The sequence below is a fragment of the Mycolicibacterium novocastrense genome (assembly GCF_001499835.1).
Lineage (GTDB): Bacteria > Actinomycetota > Actinomycetes > Mycobacteriales > Mycobacteriaceae > Mycobacterium > Mycobacterium novocastrense.
In genome coordinates this window covers 44,495-60,509 of sequence record NZ_LQIH01000011.1, presented here as the reverse complement: position 1 = coordinate 60,509, position 16,015 = coordinate 44,495, and the positions used below count along the sequence as shown (strand labels likewise).

Here is a 16,015-nt window from a genome sequence, read left to right as displayed (position 1 = left end):
CGTTAGTCGACAGTCCAGGTGTCTTTGCCCCGAAGCAGTGACTGAAGTGCGGCCGTGTCGTGCGCCTTCTCGGAGCGGGCCGCCGCGATCTGCCGGCGGGCCGCGTCGTCGTAGGTCGGCTTGCTCACCTGACGGAAGATGCCCATCACCATGTGTTCGAGGCTCTGGTCCGACAGCCGCGACAACGCGAACGCGTAGGCCGGGTCCTCGAGGTTGGCGTCGTGGACGACGATCTCGTCGGCCGACACATCGGCGGTCTTGGCGATCTCGAGCCCGTAGCCGGACTTCACCACGCAGTACTCGCCGTCGGCGCCGAACGTGACCGGCTCGCCGTGGGTGAGGTTGATCAGCCGCTCCTCGGCACCTTCCTTGCGCAGGGCGTCGAACGAGCCGTCGTTGAAGATCGGGCAGTCCTGCAAAATCTCGACCAGGGCCGCACCGCGGTGAGCGGCGGCGGCGCGCAGCACCTCGGAGAGCCCCTTGCGGTCGGAGTCCAGCGCACGGCCGACGAACGTCGCGTCGGCGCCGAGCGCCAGCGACACCGGGTTGAACGGGTAGTCCAGCGAGCCCATCGGAGTGGACTTGGTGACCTTGCCGACCTCCGACGTCGGGGAGTACTGGCCCTTGGTCAGCCCGTAGATCCGGTTGTTGAAAAGCAGGATCGTGATGTTGATGTTGCGGCGCAGCGCGTGGATCAGGTGGTTGCCGCCGATCGACAGCGCGTCGCCGTCACCGGTGACAACCCACACCGACAGATCCTCGCGGGCCAGCGCCAGGCCCGTCGCGATCGTCGGGGCGCGGCCGTGGATCGAGTGGAACCCGTAGGTCTCCAGGTAGTACGGGAAGCGACTCGAGCAGCCGATACCGCTGACGAACGCGATGTTCTCGCGGCGCAACCCCAGCTCGGGCAGGAAGTTGCGGATCGTGTTGAGGATGACGTAGTCACCGCAACCGGGGCACCAGCGGACCTCCTGGTCGCTGGTGAAGTCCTTCGACTTCTGCGGCTGATCGGTCGTCGGCACTCGGCTGGTGCCTGCGGTCAACCCGAGATCTGCTCCGATCAAGTCGGTCATACGTTCGCTCCCACACCGCTCACGCCGACTTCGACGGTGGCCGCCGCCAGTCGTGCGAACTTCACTTTGTCACTTTCCTTCTCGCCCAACGTTCCGTCCAGTGCCGCATCAATGATGCCCTCGACCTCGTCGGCCAGGAAGGCCATACCTTCCACCTTGGTGACCGACTGGACGTCGACCAGGTACTTGCCCCGCAGCAGCAGAGCAAGCTGGCCGAGGTTCATCTCCGGGCACACCACGGTCGGATACCGCCGCAGCACCTCACCGAGGTTGGCCGGGAACGGATTGAGGTTGCGCAGGTGTGCCTGGGCGACCTTGATGCCCTTGCGACGCGCCCGCCGGCACGCCTCGCCGATCGGCCCGAAGCTCGAACCCCAGCCGAGCATCAGCAGATCCGCATCACCGGTCGGGTCGTCGACCTCGAGATCGGGCACAGCGATGCCGTCGACCTTGGCCTGCCGCAGCCGGACCATCAGATCGTGGTTCTTGGGCTCATAGGAGATGTTCCCCGAGCCGTTGGCCGCTTCCAGGCCGCCGATCCGGTGCTCGAGGCCGGGCGTACCCGGAATCGCGAACTGGCGCGCCAGGGTCTCGGGATCACGGGCATACGGCTGGAACGGCTCGCCGGACTTGGCGAACGTGTGCTCGATGGCCGGATAGCTGCTGACGTCCGGAATGCGCCATGGCTCAGAGCCGTTGGCGATCGCGCCGTCGGAGAGGATGACCACCGGCGTGTGGTAGTTGACCGCGATGCGGGCGGCCTCCACGGCGACGTCGAAGCAGTCCGACGGCGAGCGGGGTGCGATCACCGCGACCGGCGACTCGCCGTTGCGGCCATACATCACCTGCAGCAGGTCCGCCTGCTCGGTCTTGGTCGGCAGACCGGTGGACGGCCCACCGCGCTGCACGTCGATGATGATCAGCGGCAGTTCGGTCATCACCGCCAGACCGATCGCCTCGGACTTCAGCGAGATGCCCGGGCCCGAGGTGCTGGTGACACCGAGGGCGCCGCCATAGGACGCGCCGATGGCCGCACCGATGCCGGCGATCTCGTCTTCGGCCTGGAAGGTCAGCACGTTGAAGTTCTTGTGCTTGGACAGCTCGTGCAGGATGTCGGACGCCGGGGTGATCGGGTAGGTGCCGAGCACGACCTGCAGGTCGGCGAGTTGACCGGCGGTCACGATTCCGTAGGCCAGTGCGGTGTTACCGGAAATCTGGCGGTACTCACCGGTTTTGAGCTTGGCGGGCGCGACCTCGTAGGTGCTGGCGAACGCCTCGGTGGTCTCGCCGTAGTTCCAGCCGGCCTTGAGTGCGAGCACGTTGGCCTCGGCGACGTCGGGCTTGCGCGCGAACTTCTCGCGGATGAACGCCTCGCTGTGCTTGAGTTCGCGGCCGTACATCCACGACAGGAGACCGAGCGCGAACATGTTCTTCGCGCGCTGGCCGTCCTTCTTGGACGCGCCGATGGGCTCGACCGCGCCGAGCGTCAGGGTCGTCATCGGCACGGCCTGCACGACGTAGTCGGACAGTTCGTCGGTCTCCAACGGGTTGGCTTCGTAGCCGACCTTGGCGAGGTTGCGCTTGGTGAACTCGTCGGAGTTGGCGATGATCAGCCCGCCGCGAGGCAGGTCGGAGACGTTGGCCTTCAGCGCCGCCGGGTTCATCGCGACGAGCACATCGGGGCGGTCGCCCGCGGTGAGGATGTCGTAGTCGGCGATCTGGATCTGGAACGACGACACACCGGGCAGCGTGCCCTGCGGCGCGCGGATCTCGGCGGGGTAATTCGGTTGCGTGGCAAGGTCGTTGCCGAACAAGGCGGCTTCGGAGGTGAACCGGTCACCGGTGAGCTGCATACCGTCGCCGGAGTCACCGGCGAAGCGAATGACGACCTTCTCGAGCTTCTGTCGAGGACTCGCACTCCCCGGACTGACCGCGTTGTCGTTCGCTGCCACGAGGCCTGCCTTCCACGCTGCGTGGGGATGTCCTCCGAGTCACAGTCGAGTCGACGCGCCGTCGGTGGACGTCCACCAAGATTTTTGATGTCACTACCAGTACCGATTATTGCACTTTTCTTAGGCGGCCCTTCACCGGACTCGCCTGCGGCGTGCCGCATCCGAAGGGTCGAACGCACAGCTCAGCCAATGTGCGAGTGCCTGCCGTGAGACATAACTGTGTTGTTCGTCACGTCTACGAGACAAAAATTCTAAGGAAATGGTTACCGTCCAGTAGCCGGTAGCAAGCACCGTCGTCGGTGCTGGTCGTCCCGTTGTCAGTGCCGGGTGGAGGCAGATTCGCCGCGCCGTTCGTGCCAGCGCAGGCGCAGTAACAGCAGGTGGCGGTGCGCGCGGAAGCCAGCCGACAGCGGATCACGCCAGACCGGCATGCGGCGGTTCGGTTCGAGTTCGTTGTGCACGCATCCATTGTGCCGTCCGCATGGTGATGACGCCGCCTCGCGCGCTGGCCCCGACATGAACAGCACCCAAACGTTATCGACGTCGATTCGCCCTAGGGTGGAGTCATGGGTCGGGTCACAGCCAGGCGGCGGGCACAGCATGTGACCATGGACTCCGCGGTGGCGCGGCCGGAGACCCTGGTCGTCGAGGAGCCGATGGAGATTCGCGTCAACGGCGCGCCCATCACGGTGACGATGCGCACTCCGGGCTCCGATGTCGAACTCGCGCAGGGTTTTCTACTGACCGAGGGCGTCATCGCCGGACGCGACGACGTGCTCACGGCGCGATACTGCAAGGGCACGGGCGTCGATGACGCGGGCTTCTCCCAGAACACCTACAACGTTCTCGACGTGACGCTGGCCCCGCACGTCGCGCCGCCCGATGTCGATGTCACGCGCAACTTCTACACGACATCGTCGTGCGGGGTCTGCGGTAAGGCATCGCTGGAGGCCGTGCAGTTGAGCAGCCGCCACGGCCCCGGGGACGATCCGACCGCCATCACCGCCCAGACCCTCTCGCAGTTGCCGGCGCGGCTGCGCAAAGCCCAGAAGGTGTTCGCCAGCACCGGCGGCCTGCACGGGGCCGCGCTGTTCGACTCCGACGGCACGACGCTCGCCGTGCGCGAAGACGTCGGCAGACACAACGCCGTGGACAAGGTCATCGGCTGGGCGGTCGAGCAGGACCGCATTCCGCTGACGGGGGCCGTCCTGCTGGTCAGCGGACGCGCTTCGTTCGAGCTGGCGCAGAAGGCCGTGATGGCGGGGATCCCGGTGCTCGCGGCGGTGTCGGCGCCGTCGTCGCTGGCCGTCGACCTGGCCAGCCAGTCCGGGTTGACGCTGGTGGCCTTCCTACGCGGGCGGTCGATGAACGTCTACACCCGTCCCGATCGCGTCGTGCACTGACGCGGCGATCGCCGCTTGATCGTCGTCAGGCGGGAACTGATTGCCCGACTCCTCAACGCGGCTCGTACCTCGCCGCTTGATCGTCGTCAGGCAGACTTGTCGCGACGCTCGGGACGCGACGGCTTGCGCGGCACGATGGTCGGCAGCACGTTGTCCTGCACCGTCTCCTTGGTGACGACCACCTTGGCGACGTCGTCGCGGCTGGGGATGTCGTACATCACCGGCAGCAGCACTTCTTCCATGATGGCGCGCAGACCGCGGGCTCCGGTGCCGCGATGGATGGCCTGATCGGCGATCGCCTCCAGCGCCTCGTCGGTGAATTCGAGTTCGACGCCGTCCATTTCGAACAGGCGCGTGTACTGCTTCACCAACGCGTTCTTGGGCTTGGACAGAATCTGCACAAGAGAGTCCTTGTCCAGGTTCGTCACCGACGCCACGACCGGCAGCCGGCCGATGAACTCCGGAATCAGCCCGAACTTGATCAGATCCTCGGGCATGACCTCGGCGAAGTGATCGGCGGTGTCGATGTCGGCCTTCGAGTGCACCTCGGCGCCGAAGCCCAGGCCGCGCTTGCCGACGCGGTCGGAGACGATCTTCTCCAGACCCGCGAACGCACCCGCCACGATGAACAACACGTTGGTGGTGTCGATCTGGATGAACTCCTGGTGGGGATGCTTGCGGCCGCCCTGCGGAGGCACCGACGCCTGCGTTCCCTCCAGGATCTTCAGCAGCGCCTGCTGGACGCCTTCGCCGGAGACATCGCGGGTGATCGACGGGTTCTCGCTCTTGCGGGCGATCTTGTCGACCTCGTCGATGTAGATGATGCCGGTCTCGGCGCGCTTGACGTCGTAGTCGGCGGCCTGGATCAGCTTGAGCAGAATGTTCTCGACGTCCTCGCCCACGTATCCGGCTTCGGTCAGCGCGGTGGCGTCGGCGATCGCGAACGGCACGTTGAGCATCTTGGCCAACGTCTGCGCCAGGTAGGTCTTACCGCAGCCGGTCGGGCCGAGCATCAAGATGTTGGACTTGGCCAGTTCGACGGGCTCGGAACGCGAATCGCGGGTCTTCTCCCCCGCCTGGATGCGCTTGTAGTGGTTGTAGACGGCGACCGCGAGCGTGCGCTTGGCGGTGTCCTGTCCGATGACGTAACCCTCGAGGAAGTCGCGGATCTCCGCGGGCTTGGGCAACTCGTCGAGCTTCACGTCGTCGGCGTCGGCGAGCTCCTCTTCGATGATCTCGTTGCAGAGATCGATGCACTCGTCGCAGATATAGACGCCCGGACCCGCAATGAGCTTCTTAACCTGCTTTTGACTCTTGCCGCAGAACGAGCACTTCAGCAGGTCACCGCCGTCTCCAATGCGCGCCATGGTGGTGGGGTCCTACTTTCCTCGCAGCCGATGAAGCTTCTTTTCTGTGGTTGCCTCGGGTGGTGAACCCGACGCTACCCGTTTGTTCCCGCGCGAGGCGACCGATAAAGCCGAATCGCGCCAGTGGTATTCATCTGTGTTCGCGCCAACATATCGTCTGATCACCCCCGGACCCCAGCGAACGCGCCGCCGTGTCTTTGGCGTGTCGTCGCCGTGACCGGACCGAGAGAGCGTCGGCACCCAAACTACCCGTTAATCGCCGCGGTGCACCCCGCCGCCGATCCGTGTGACGCTATCGGCGCCCAGGGCCGGCGGGACCCGGTCCGACCGGACCCGGCCCTAACGGGCCGGGACCAACGGGGCCCACCACTCCTCCGACACCGACGGGGCCCGCGGGCCCGACGACCGGAGCGGGGTTGAGATAGACGTTCACGTCATTGGGGACGCACTGATCGGTGTACATGTCCCAATACGTCCCGGCAGGACAGACCGGTTCCTGAGCCTGGCTCACCGCCGGTGACGCGATCTGGGTCAGCCCGCACACCACGGCCGCCGCCAATGCGGTCATCGCGAAACCCGCTCGCTTCCCAACCGTCATCGCAATCCTCCCCTGGCCGTCCGGCGGTGCAGACGAACAGCGTGCCACGCGAACCGCCCACGAGAACCGGGTTTCGCGCAGTTGGGAAGCGGATCAGGCGGTCTGAGCAGACAGCTTGCGGTACTCCAGGACGGTGTCGATGACGCCGTATTCCTTGGCCTCTTCGGCGGTCAGAATCTTGTCGCGGTCGGTGTCCTTGCGGATCTGCTCGGGGGTCTTGCCGGTGTGGTTGGCCAGCGTCACCTCCATCAGCGTGCGCATCCGCTCGATCTCCTTGGCCTGGATCTCGAGATCGGAGAACTGGCCCTGGATGACCCCGGCCAGCGCGGGCTGGTGAATCAGCACGCGCGCGTTCGGCAGCGCCATCCGCTTACCGGGGGTGCCGGCGGCCAGCAACACCGCGGCGGCCGAGGCGGCCTGGCCCAGACACACCGTCTGAATGTCGGCGCGCACGTACTGCATGGTGTCGTAGATCGCCATCAGCGAGGTGAACGAGCCGCCCGGCGAATTGATGTACATCGTGATGTCGCGGTCCGGGTCGAGCGACTCCAGCACCAGCAACTGGGCCATGATGTCGTTCGCCGACGCGTCGTCGACCTGCACACCGAGGAAGATGATGCGTTCCTCGAACAGCTTGTTGTACGGATTGGACTCCTTGACGCCGAAGCTGGAGTGCTCGATGAACGACGGCAGGATGTAGCGGGCCTGAGGTTGCAGACGGGCGTCGGTGTGATCGGTCATTTGTCTAGTCCTGCTCCTGGTCCTGAGCCGTTGACGCTCGCGCTGGTGATGATGTGGTCGACGAAGCCGTACTCCAGGGCCTCCTGCGCGGTGAACCAGCGGTCGCGGTCGGAGTCCGCTTCGATCCGCTCGATCGGCTGGCCGGTGAACTCGGCGTTCAACCGGAACATTTCCTTCTTGATCACCGCGAACTGCTCGGCCTGGATGGCGATGTCGGCCGCGCCGCCGGTGATACCGCCGAGCGGCTGGTGCATCAGGATCCGGGCGTGGGGCAGGGCGTAGCGCTTACCCTTCGTGCCCGCCGCGAGCAGGAACTCGCCCATCGAGGCGGCCATACCCATGGCGTAGGTGGCGACGTCGCACGGCGCCAGCACCATGGTGTCGTAGACCGCCATGCCGGCGCTGATGGAGCCGCCGGGCGAGTTGATGTAGAGGTGGATGTCTTTGGTGGGATCCTCGGCGGACAGCAGCAGAATCTGCGCGCAGAGCTTGTTGGCGATGTCGTCATCGACCTGTGAGCCCAGGAAGATGATCCGCTCCGCCAGCAAGCGCTCGTAGACCGAGTCGACAAGGTTGAGGCCGTGCGAGGCGCCACGCATGTGGGTCACGACTGGATACCTGCTTTCTTCAAGAGCTTGATACTCACCGACACTAACCAACCCGCGCGAGCGTGCAGTCCCTAGACGGGCTGCGTTCGCTCACAGCGTCACTTCGTGTCGGCCGACTCCTCGTCCGCTTCGGGTTCGGCGCCTTCCGACGCCTCGTCGGCAGCTTCCTCGGTCTGCGCGTCGGAGCGGCCGAAGAACTCGGTGGTGTCGATCACGTTGCCGTCGGAGTCGGTCACGGTGGCGGCCTCGACGACCGCGGCCAACGCCAGGCCGCGACGCACGTCGGCGAACAGGGCCGGCAGCTGGTTGTTCTGCTGCAGCGACTGGATCAGCTGCTGGGGCTGCAGGCCGTACTGCTGAGACATCAGCATCAGGCGCTCGCTGATGTCGTTCTGGCCGACCTGGACGTCGAGCTTGTCGGCGATCGCATCCACGAGCAGCTGTGTCTTGACCGCCTTCTCCGCGTTCGTGCGGTTGTCGGCGTCGAACTGCTCGCGGCTGCTGCCCTGGGCTTCGAGCGCCTCGGCCAGACGTGCCTCGTCGTGGTCCAGCCCGTGGATGGCGTTGTGCAACGCGTCGTCGACCTGGGCCTGCACCACCTTCTCGGGCAATGGAACCTCGACCTGCTCGAGCAACGTCTCGAGAACCTTGTCGCGGATCTTCTCGGCCTGCTGCACCCGCTTGACCCGGCGCACCTGCTCGACGAGCGACTCCTTGAGCTCGTCGATGGTGTCGAATTCACTTGCCAGCTGGGCGAATTCGTCGTCAGGCTCAGGCAGCTCGCGCTCCTTGACCGACTTGACGGTGACGGTCACCTGCGCCTCCTTGCCGGCGTGCTCACCGGCGGCCAGCGTCGTGGTGAAGACGCGGGTCTCCCCCTCCTTGAGGCCGACGATCGCCTCGTCGAGACCGTCGATCAGCTGACCCGAACCGACCTCGTGCGACAGCCCCTCGGTGGCGGCCTCGGGCAGCTCCTGGCCATCCACGGTGGCCGACAGGTCGATGGAGACGAAGTCGCCGTTCTCGGCGGCACGCTCCACACCGGAGAGCGTGCCGAAGCGGGCGCGCAGCGACTGCAGCTCGGCGTCGACCTCTTCGTCGGTCACCTCGATCGCGTCGACGGTCAGCGTAAGCTCCGACAGCTCGGGAAGCTCGATCTCCGGGCGGATGTCGACCTCGGCCGTGAACGTGAGGTCCTGGCCGTACTCCTTGTTGGTGATCTCGATCTCGGGCTGGCCCAGCGGCTGCACCTCGGAGGTGGTGACCGCCTCGCTGTAGCGGTTGGGAAGAGCCTCGCTGACGACCTGGTCGAGCATCGCTTCGCGGCCGACGCGGGCCTCGAGAAGCTTGCGCGGCGCCTTGCCGGGACGGAAACCGGGGAGCCGGACCTGTTTGGCCAACTGCGCGAACGCGCGGTCGAAGTCGGGTTCGAGCTCGGTGAAGGGCACCTCCACGTTGATGCGCACCCGGGTGGGGCTCAACTTCTCGACGGTGCTCTTCACGATCTTGCTCCTCATTGTTTCTGGTGTCGTCGGTGTCGCAGTCGGGGTGACAGGATTTGAACCTGCGGCCTTCCGCTCCCAAAGCGGATGCGCTACCAAGCTGCGCTACACCCCGTGCTCTGCTCGTCGCGCCGACGCTTGAGCGCTGCGCCCGCGCGGGCCGTCCGCAAAACACGGAACGACCACGCGAGATACTACGGGCTGGACACGCGACGCCTTCAATTGGATTTGATTTGGCTGCCGCCGGTACGATCTGGTCTTGCTGTACATGCGGGCGTAGCTCAATGGTAGAGCCCTAGTCTTCCAAACTAGCTACGCGGGTTCGATTCCCGTCGCCCGCTCCGCAGGTCAGAGGGTTGTTTTTGAGCTCTAGACCGAACCCTAACCGAAGGGCCGTGACCCCCAGCGTGACCTTCGTGAACGGGAGATACGTGTGCGGTGACGCACACAGACGCGCGCTTAAGCTGTCGCTATGCGCGACCGCAAGACCATCGACGCCGAACTCCGTCTCCTCGCCGCCGTCCGGTGGTCGATCCGCGAACACGGCGGCCGGCCGGGAAGGCGGCGGGCGGACGAACTGCTCGACGAGTGAAAGAGGTTGAGAAGTCAGCCGCCTAGGCTGTCGAAACATCCCGCAGCAGACAACGAAGTCCCATTAGACAACGTTCTGTGGCCCTTGACTCAGGTTAGTCGAAATCCGAATTCCGCGAGCCAGCCGAAAGCCTGGCCACATGCAGCCTGTAACTACCTGCGGCACCATTTACGTGCAGAGTCCTCGCTGATGAGCTGTACTCGCGCCCCTTCTGGTATCAGAAGTTAGGCCGGCGGAGTGTTCGGACGCATTACCGATCTCGGACGAACCGTGCGAGCCCCGACGTCTATTGCGCGATTTCAGGCACCCCGACAGAGTCGTTAAGTGCCATTATTTCGTCCATAGCTTCGAGCAATTTACGGGGGTCTTCTTGAAGGCCGGGGTGTTTCTCTAAGACCGCCGCTTCCGCCGGTGATATGGGACGCATAATTTGAAGTTGATTGCCATCGGGCTTAGTGAATCTCACCGCGAGGAAGCCGTGAAACCAGAAAACGAAGTCGCGGTCACCAGCAGCATGCGCGGCCGCGGCCAACGCGTTTGCTATAGTAAGATCAGCTTCGGCAGTAGCTTTGTTGACGTAAGTCTTTCCGTATTGTTCGATATTTTGGGTGACTTCCAATAATTTCGCATTCACCGCATCTTTATGCCCTGGATCTTTGAACCAAGCAGTAATGCGAGCGAACAGGGAGCCGCGTTCCACTCGCGCTATTTCATGATCGACTCCCAGCGCGTTCAAGACGCGCTCAACCTGTTGGTAGAACCGTAGGACTTGAAGGGCGTCGTCCGAATCTATATACATAATAGTAGGTGTCGATAAATTCGGATCTCTGGCCGCCTCAACGCTATCCCTCGGCGCGCCCGCACGGAACACTTCTTCTACCCGTCGTGAAATATTTGCAGGATCATAATGGCGCTCTATTACTGGAGGCTCTATTGGCGGCCTGGAGGCGCCGGATTCTTTCTTCTTGGAAGCATATTTTCGGGGCCTCCGACCGACGGCTATTTTTTCGATTGACTCAGCGAACGATCCATTTTTACTTTCCCACGCTTCGATATTTCGCCTTCGGGTCTCGTCCGAGTCTGTTGTGGATAGACGCCCAGGTTCCCCATCGATGAACGCGACAACTTGGCCCGTCACACGGCCGGTAACCGGGTCGATTACGTCTCCCGACCTAGTGTCGAAATAGTGTTGGCTGTTTTCCGTAGTCATCATGTTGCCGAACCGAGTCAACCATAAATAGCCCAATTTTGTGCGAAGCCATCCGGGAGGAGCAGTGTTGACCTTTTTTGGCCTCTTCGGTTTTGTCGATCGATCGCGCAACTTGTTACTGAACGAATTCTTGTCCATTGAAACCCTCCCCCGGTTGACACTGCATCTAGTTCAGCCCCAGAACCGTTGCTTAAACTAGCATCGCATCGTTGGCTAAGAGCACGATTCAGGTCGACTGCTTAGAGGGTCTCGTAGATTGGGATTTCCGTCAGGGCCCGGACGTCAGCGCATCATGCGAACAATTTTGAATCGGCAGCGCACCGTATGCGTCTTAATCTGGGCGCCCATCGCCGTGCACGATCTTTAAGCCGCCGTCGCGCGTGACCTTGAAGCCATTGACGCCGGCCTGTACTGGTCGCCGCGCGCGGTGGTCATTACGCAAGTAGGGCGGGCAGCCTGGGCGTCGACAAGTGGATTGCGACTCGGACCGAGATGCGTAGCCCGGTACGTACCAGCCACCGCGGCAGGCGAACGAGGCCAACGACGAGCGGCGCGCATGAATTACACCCTTGTAGGGAAGCGTAGAATCACGCCCAGAGCACGGCGGTGAGGTGCATGATGGCAAGCAGGCGCAGCGGCAGGGTGCACAGGGGTGCAGGCACGGGGCAATTCGTAAGCGGTCGACCGCGCGTCGAAATCCGCGAAGGACGACGAGCGAGAGAGTGGGTCGTGGCACGTCGGACAAGCGGACGGTCTACCGCTCGGCGGGGACGGGCAAGTTCGTTACGAAGGCCACCGCCAAGCGAAACCCTGGTGGCATCATCGCGCAAACGGGTGTGACCCTGTAATGAGGCCGACTTCGCATAGCAACAGTTGAGGGACTCATCGAAGGAGTAAGCATGACCAGATACGACGGCCACGACGCCCCCTATTGTCGCTTCTGCCAGAACAGTCTCAGTCAGAGACAGTGCGATGAAAGCCTGTTTGCAATCAATACCTTCGAGAACGACGGCAGCCCGCGGTCAAACTGGGGCGTTCTGTACCGCCCTGGTCTATAGGGCCGCCCAATCCCCGCGGATTGATCCGCGACGACGCAACCTGGTGCAGGTTCCGCTGCGCGGTGCAGCACGCCTAACCGATTAATCCGCCAAGTTCCGTTGCGACACGAGGCTCTGGCGGTAAATTCCGTCTGGTGGGGAAATGGAAAAAGGCGGGTGCGATACTGCTGGCGGTTGGCGGGGGTTTTGCGATGGCAGTAGGCATTCTCGATGGGACGCCAAACGTTGTCGAGAGGGGTAAGAGGTGGTTGGAGTCGAGAGAGCCGATTACCATTACCAGCCCCGCCGGTGACGTACACCGTTGCGCGATATTTGAGGGTACTGCGCCCCAAAGAGACAGTCTAACACTTTGGTTCGCGCATCGAGACGCCTGGGACCCAGAACACTATTTCTTCGACAAGCCGAAGCTGTTGATGGAAAACGGGTGGAGAACGCGCCCGCTCCATCTGGGGCGTCCGGACGAAGTCGAATCTGATTTCTGGATATACGCCTTCTATGTGCCTAATGAAACGAGCCGATTCCTAGATGGAATGGACTTGCGTCCCAAGGACGGCTATTGGATGACCCGAGAGCTACCGCCTGGCTATACAGGCAAAGTTGAGCTAAAAGTCACCAGGATGGCAGATCCGCACGATTGCCCAAAGCCAAACTGAACTCCTCGGCCTGCCACCACGCCACAGCCGAGTAATCGACTTAGGGTCTGGGTGATCCAAGCTGTACGAGCTCGTCTACGTGGAGCTGGGTGTTTGCCCGAAAGAATTGGAATCGCTGGAAATCAATTATGCGTTCGCGAAGTAGTTCGGCGTCAACGCCGGCACGAAGCAGCAGTAGGCACCGCAACAACCACCGCGTGACCGCCGAGGCGACGATCCACCGAAGCACGCGCACCTGTAGCGGATCTCGATCCGGCTTAGGTAACAAGTGGTGCGCCAGTTCGTTGCGAACGTCATTCAAGAACCGCGGAAGGTCGGCCACCGACTCCGTGACTTCAGGGATAACGGCACACACCTCCGCAACGATGTTGGCAGCTCGCGTACGGAAGCTCACGTCGTGCAGAAACATCACAGCATCCATCGCGGAATGACGATCCAGGTTCTCGGCCTCTGCTTGTGAACCCGCGCTTTCCCGCGCAGCCTTACCGATTCTTCTAAGCGACTGCTTGGCCGCCTCGGGAAACCGCTGCTGCTGGTACGGGAGTCGGCGATGCAATCCCTCAATTAGCGATGACGCCACTAAGGCTTCAATCTGGAGTGGCTCTTCACTTTTGTGTGCGACCGCTGCTGCCAGGCCGTCCAGTCGGTCGTTGAGCGGTACCCATCTTGCAAAAAGCTCCACCGTCAACACCTCCGGGGGCAAGAGCGTTCGTGGATGGATGCGATGAGTAGCAGCGGCAAATGATTCGCCATGTAAGGAGTACCAGGCGTCGTCTCCGACGACTCGAAGTTGTACCTCGCTCGCTGCCACCTCCCGGTGCAACGCCAGTTCCACGAGTACGACGCAGCTATGAACCACCCTGATGTCCAACTGTCTCAGCGTGGCTGGCGTCGCTGACGCGTAGCTGAGCCAGGTGCCGTCCTCATCAGCAACGACACTCAAGGTCGATCCATCGTCGTCAACTGTCGCCGCCTGTCCATCACTCAGGTGGCTTAGCCAGTAGGGGTGCCCTATGCGGAATCGAACGGCACTAAAGAGTTGGTCTTCTCCCGCAACGTGGGTGCCGATTAGAGCGGCGTGTGCCTCGTAGCGTGGCGGTGCGAAGGGCCAGTGGCCTCCGTGGTTGCGCGCGTCGAGAAGCGTGACCACCTGACCGTCGTCGAGTTGTCCGTGAATCACCACCGGCAGAAATGCCTTCACGGAGTCCTCGACGGAGGACGATAAGGCGGCGCCACCGTCGAACAACTTGACTCGAGGATCTTCAACCAATCCAGCGTCTAGAGCGACTTCTGCATCCTTCCCCGCTTCGGCCACGAATCTCCCACGGACCACCTTCGCGGGATTCTCCGGCACCCAGAAACCGCCGGATATGCCAACCGTTTGGTTCACAGAACGTCACCTGTTCGACCGTCGGAAGATAGTTCCTTTAGAGTCATTGTGGTCTACGAAGGCCGCGGAACGCTGTCATTTGCGTTCACCCTTAGTTACATCGCCCCCCACAACCGCCGGTACCCCGCGATGCTGGCAAGCACGTCGGGGTCCAGCTCCTGGCCGGTAGCTGAAGCGTCCCAGCCGTATTCGACATCATCGACGCGCTGCTTGGCGAGCGTCCCGCCGACGTTGTGGCGGCGGTCGTAGAACCGTGCCGCTTGCACGAGGCAGGCGTAGTGGATGGCGCTGGGGACGTTCGTCCACCCCCACCGGGCTGACACCCGTACCCCGTGGTGCAGCCCGTTGGGTTTCACCTGAGACGACGGCAGCACCTCGATGCGAGTCCACGGCCGGCCGTTGGCGGCGGCATTGACGGGAGTCAGTCGGTAGTCGGTGATCTCGGCTTCGGGAGTGCCGTCCTGATCGTTGTCGACCTCCACCAGAAGAGAGGCGTTCGTCATCAGGTCATCGATGGGGATGATCCATCTGTCCCGAAACCATCCTGATGTGTACCAGCGGAATTCGGAACTCGACAGCAGACCGAACTGGCGACCCGTGGCCTGATCTATTGCGCGTGAGGCAGCCTCGGTGGCCAAGGCCAGCTCGGGATCTTCATCGACCCCGAGCCAGCCCGCCAGTTCAGCCGCCGAAGCATAGGACGGCTGCCACGGCATTAGGCGTCTTCCGCGTTCTTCAACACCGTATAGGCGTAGGCGTCGTTCACGGTGCCGTCAGCACGGGCATCCGTCCAATAAGCCACCTGTCCGGTGCCCATGTTGGTGTAGGGGTTCACCAGCACCTGCACGTCCTGAACGCGCCGGATGACGTAGCCAGAGCGCACATCGCCGAACACGCCCCACTTGTTGGTGGTGTCGTCGGCATAGGCGCTGAACGCCTGGTCGATGACCACTCTATGGCCGAAAAGCGTTCCACCGATGGCGGTTTCGAGACCGGACTGAGCCTGCGGCAGCCACAGGGGGCGTCCCTGAGAATCTTCCAACTTCCGAATCGCTTCCAGCGTCGAATCCGAAAAACCCACACAGCATTCACCGTATTCGGGGTCCACGTCGTGCATCGCGGCGATCAGGTCGTCCTTATCGATGGCGGCCGTCGTGAATGTCGTTGTGGTGGTGGTGTTGGTGGTGATGCCGTCAGGTTGGCCTGATCCGGTGCCGTTGACCCAATGCACAGCCTGTGCCCGCGCGATGCGGGTGGCCAGCTTGTCGATCACGAACGATTGAATATCGAAAGCTGAATCGGCAAGCAGCTCTTTTGAGATAAGTAGAGGATTGTTCGATGCCCCTGGCGCTACGTAGCGATACGCCCCGAGGCTTTTGGTGCCGAAAACGATATCGGCACCGCCTGAGCCGGAGGCCGTACCTTCGGCCGCGATTACCGCCGAGTTCTGAGTGTCGTCGACCGAGGGCCACTCCAACGGGGCGCCCGACTCTGTCGTGATGGTCTCCGCTTCTGCAGCGATCCCGCCAAATACCTTCATGCGTTCGGTGATCCGGTTCAGCATCGTCTGCGGCACCGAGTAGCCACCAGCGGAATCGGTGCCAACCGACTGTGCCCTCAGCTCGGCGATATCCTGATTCGGCACGCCGGAACGCAAGTAGGTCATAAGCCCGCGTGAGGGTGTCATCTTCGGCCTTGGGCGCGACGTTGACCGCGGCCTGCAGGCTGGCGTGGGGGGCCTCGTAGGCGCTCTGCCGGGAACGGATCTCAGCAGTCTTCTGAGCGGCTTTCAGTTCAGTCTCCAAGGTTTCGTACTGGCTGACCTCTTCGTCAGTCAGAGAGCGGCTTTCAGCCTCAGCGGCATCGAT

General features: G+C 62.9%; 13 protein-coding genes and 2 tRNA genes. 2 read left to right on the top strand and 13 right to left on the bottom strand.

Annotated elements, in window-relative coordinates; all coding sequences use genetic code 11:
• Positions 1 to 2: 2 nt before the first annotated feature.
• The 3 genes from AU072_RS10010 to AU072_RS28285 form a co-directional block, all read right to left on the bottom strand.
• Positions 3 to 1,073, bottom strand: a complete 1,071-nt coding sequence (locus tag AU072_RS10010; protein ID WP_064413638.1) for a 2-oxoacid:ferredoxin oxidoreductase subunit beta — start codon at positions 1,071 to 1,073, stop codon at positions 3 to 5.
• Positions 1,070 to 3,025 carry a 2-oxoacid:acceptor oxidoreductase subunit alpha gene (locus tag AU072_RS10005; protein WP_064413637.1) on the bottom strand — a complete coding sequence of 652 codons (1,956 nt, stop codon included), beginning with the start codon at positions 3,023 to 3,025 and terminating at the stop codon, positions 1,070 to 1,072. The genes AU072_RS10010 and AU072_RS10005 overlap by 4 nt, the downstream gene beginning before the upstream one ends.
• A 317-nt stretch (positions 3,026 to 3,342) precedes the next feature.
• On the bottom strand, positions 3,343 to 3,486 hold the full coding sequence (locus tag AU072_RS28285) for a hypothetical protein (protein ID WP_156431692.1): 144 nt from the start codon (positions 3,484 to 3,486) through the stop codon (positions 3,343 to 3,345).
• A gap of 105 nt (positions 3,487 to 3,591) precedes the next feature.
• On the opposite strand from AU072_RS28285, the gene fdhD reads away from it, so the two are divergent.
• On the top strand, positions 3,592 to 4,428 hold the full coding sequence (gene fdhD, locus AU072_RS10000) for a formate dehydrogenase accessory sulfurtransferase FdhD (protein WP_064413636.1): 837 nt from the start codon (positions 3,592 to 3,594) through the stop codon (positions 4,426 to 4,428).
• Between the two features lie 86 nt (positions 4,429 to 4,514).
• Here fdhD and clpX read toward each other — a convergent pair whose 3' ends face one another.
• From clpX to AU072_RS09975, 6 genes are all read right to left on the bottom strand, one after another.
• Positions 4,515 to 5,795: an ATP-dependent Clp protease ATP-binding subunit ClpX gene (clpX, locus tag AU072_RS09995; protein ID WP_064350393.1), complete on the bottom strand. Its 1,281-nt coding sequence runs from the start codon at positions 5,793 to 5,795 to the stop codon at positions 4,515 to 4,517.
• Positions 5,796 to 6,087: 292 nt separating this feature from the next.
• Positions 6,088 to 6,393: a hypothetical protein gene (locus AU072_RS28150; protein WP_133147277.1), complete on the bottom strand. Its 306-nt coding sequence runs from the start codon at positions 6,391 to 6,393 to the stop codon at positions 6,088 to 6,090.
• Positions 6,394 to 6,486: 93 nt separating this feature from the next.
• Complete coding sequence (locus AU072_RS09990; RefSeq protein ID WP_064413635.1) at positions 6,487 to 7,134, bottom strand: ATP-dependent Clp protease proteolytic subunit; 648 nt, start codon at positions 7,132 to 7,134, stop codon at positions 6,487 to 6,489.
• Complete coding sequence (locus AU072_RS09985) at positions 7,131 to 7,793, bottom strand: ATP-dependent Clp protease proteolytic subunit (RefSeq protein WP_263987725.1); 663 nt, start codon at positions 7,791 to 7,793, stop codon at positions 7,131 to 7,133. Before AU072_RS09985 ends, AU072_RS09990 begins: the two co-directional genes overlap by 4 nt.
• 47 nt (positions 7,794 to 7,840) lie before the next feature.
• Complete coding sequence (tig, locus tag AU072_RS09980) at positions 7,841 to 9,244, bottom strand: trigger factor (RefSeq protein ID WP_064413698.1); 1,404 nt, start codon at positions 9,242 to 9,244, stop codon at positions 7,841 to 7,843.
• A 41-nt stretch (positions 9,245 to 9,285) separates the two neighbouring features.
• Positions 9,286 to 9,359 (bottom strand) — tRNA-Pro (locus tag AU072_RS09975).
• 155 nt (positions 9,360 to 9,514) lie between these two features.
• Here AU072_RS09975 and AU072_RS09970 point away from each other — a divergent pair.
• Positions 9,515 to 9,585, top strand: a tRNA-Gly gene (locus AU072_RS09970).
• Between the two features lie 537 nt (positions 9,586 to 10,122).
• On the opposite strand, the gene AU072_RS28145 is transcribed toward AU072_RS09970, so the two are convergent.
• The 4 genes from AU072_RS28145 to AU072_RS09950 all read right to left on the bottom strand — a co-directional run bounded on the left by AU072_RS28145 (position 10,123) and on the right by AU072_RS09950 (position 15,792).
• The gene (locus AU072_RS28145) at positions 10,123 to 11,184 is read right to left on the bottom strand and encodes a hypothetical protein (RefSeq protein ID WP_133147276.1); all 1,062 of its coding nucleotides are present in this window, start codon (positions 11,182 to 11,184) and stop codon (positions 10,123 to 10,125) included.
• 1,613 nt (positions 11,185 to 12,797) lie between these two features.
• Complete coding sequence (locus AU072_RS09960; RefSeq protein ID WP_064413633.1) at positions 12,798 to 14,147, bottom strand: ApeA N-terminal domain 1-containing protein; 1,350 nt, start codon at positions 14,145 to 14,147, stop codon at positions 12,798 to 12,800.
• A gap of 95 nt (positions 14,148 to 14,242) precedes the next feature.
• Positions 14,243 to 14,863 (bottom strand): hypothetical protein, encoded by a 621-nt coding sequence (locus AU072_RS09955; RefSeq protein ID WP_064413632.1) that lies wholly within the window; start codon positions 14,861 to 14,863, stop codon positions 14,243 to 14,245.
• A complete protein-coding gene (locus AU072_RS09950) occupies positions 14,863 to 15,792 on the bottom strand; it encodes a phage major capsid protein (RefSeq protein ID WP_235629840.1) in 930 nt (309 codons plus the stop codon). The genes AU072_RS09955 and AU072_RS09950 overlap by 1 nt, the downstream gene beginning before the upstream one ends.
• Positions 15,793 to 16,015: the final 223 nt, after the last annotated feature.

Excerpts from the sequence above, each read along its gene's own strand:
- AU072_RS09955 (WP_064413632.1), bottom strand. The coding sequence starts at position 14,863 with ATGCCGTGGCAGCCGTCCTATGCTTCGGCGGCTGAACTGGCGGGCTGG.
- AU072_RS28150 (WP_133147277.1), bottom strand. The coding sequence starts at position 6,393 with ATGACGGTTGGGAAGCGAGCGGGTTTCGCGATGACCGCATTGGCGGCG.
- clpX (WP_064350393.1), bottom strand. The coding sequence starts at position 5,795 with ATGGCGCGCATTGGAGACGGCGGTGACCTGCTGAAGTGCTCGTTCTGC.
- AU072_RS09990 (WP_064413635.1), bottom strand. The coding sequence starts at position 7,134 with ATGACCGATCACACCGACGCCCGTCTGCAACCTCAGGCCCGCTACATC.
- AU072_RS10010 (WP_064413638.1), bottom strand. The coding sequence starts at position 1,073 with ATGACCGACTTGATCGGAGCAGATCTCGGGTTGACCGCAGGCACCAGC.
- fdhD (WP_064413636.1), top strand. The coding sequence starts at position 3,592 with ATGGGTCGGGTCACAGCCAGGCGGCGGGCACAGCATGTGACCATGGAC.
- AU072_RS28145 (WP_133147276.1), bottom strand. The coding sequence starts at position 11,184 with ATGGACAAGAATTCGTTCAGTAACAAGTTGCGCGATCGATCGACAAAA.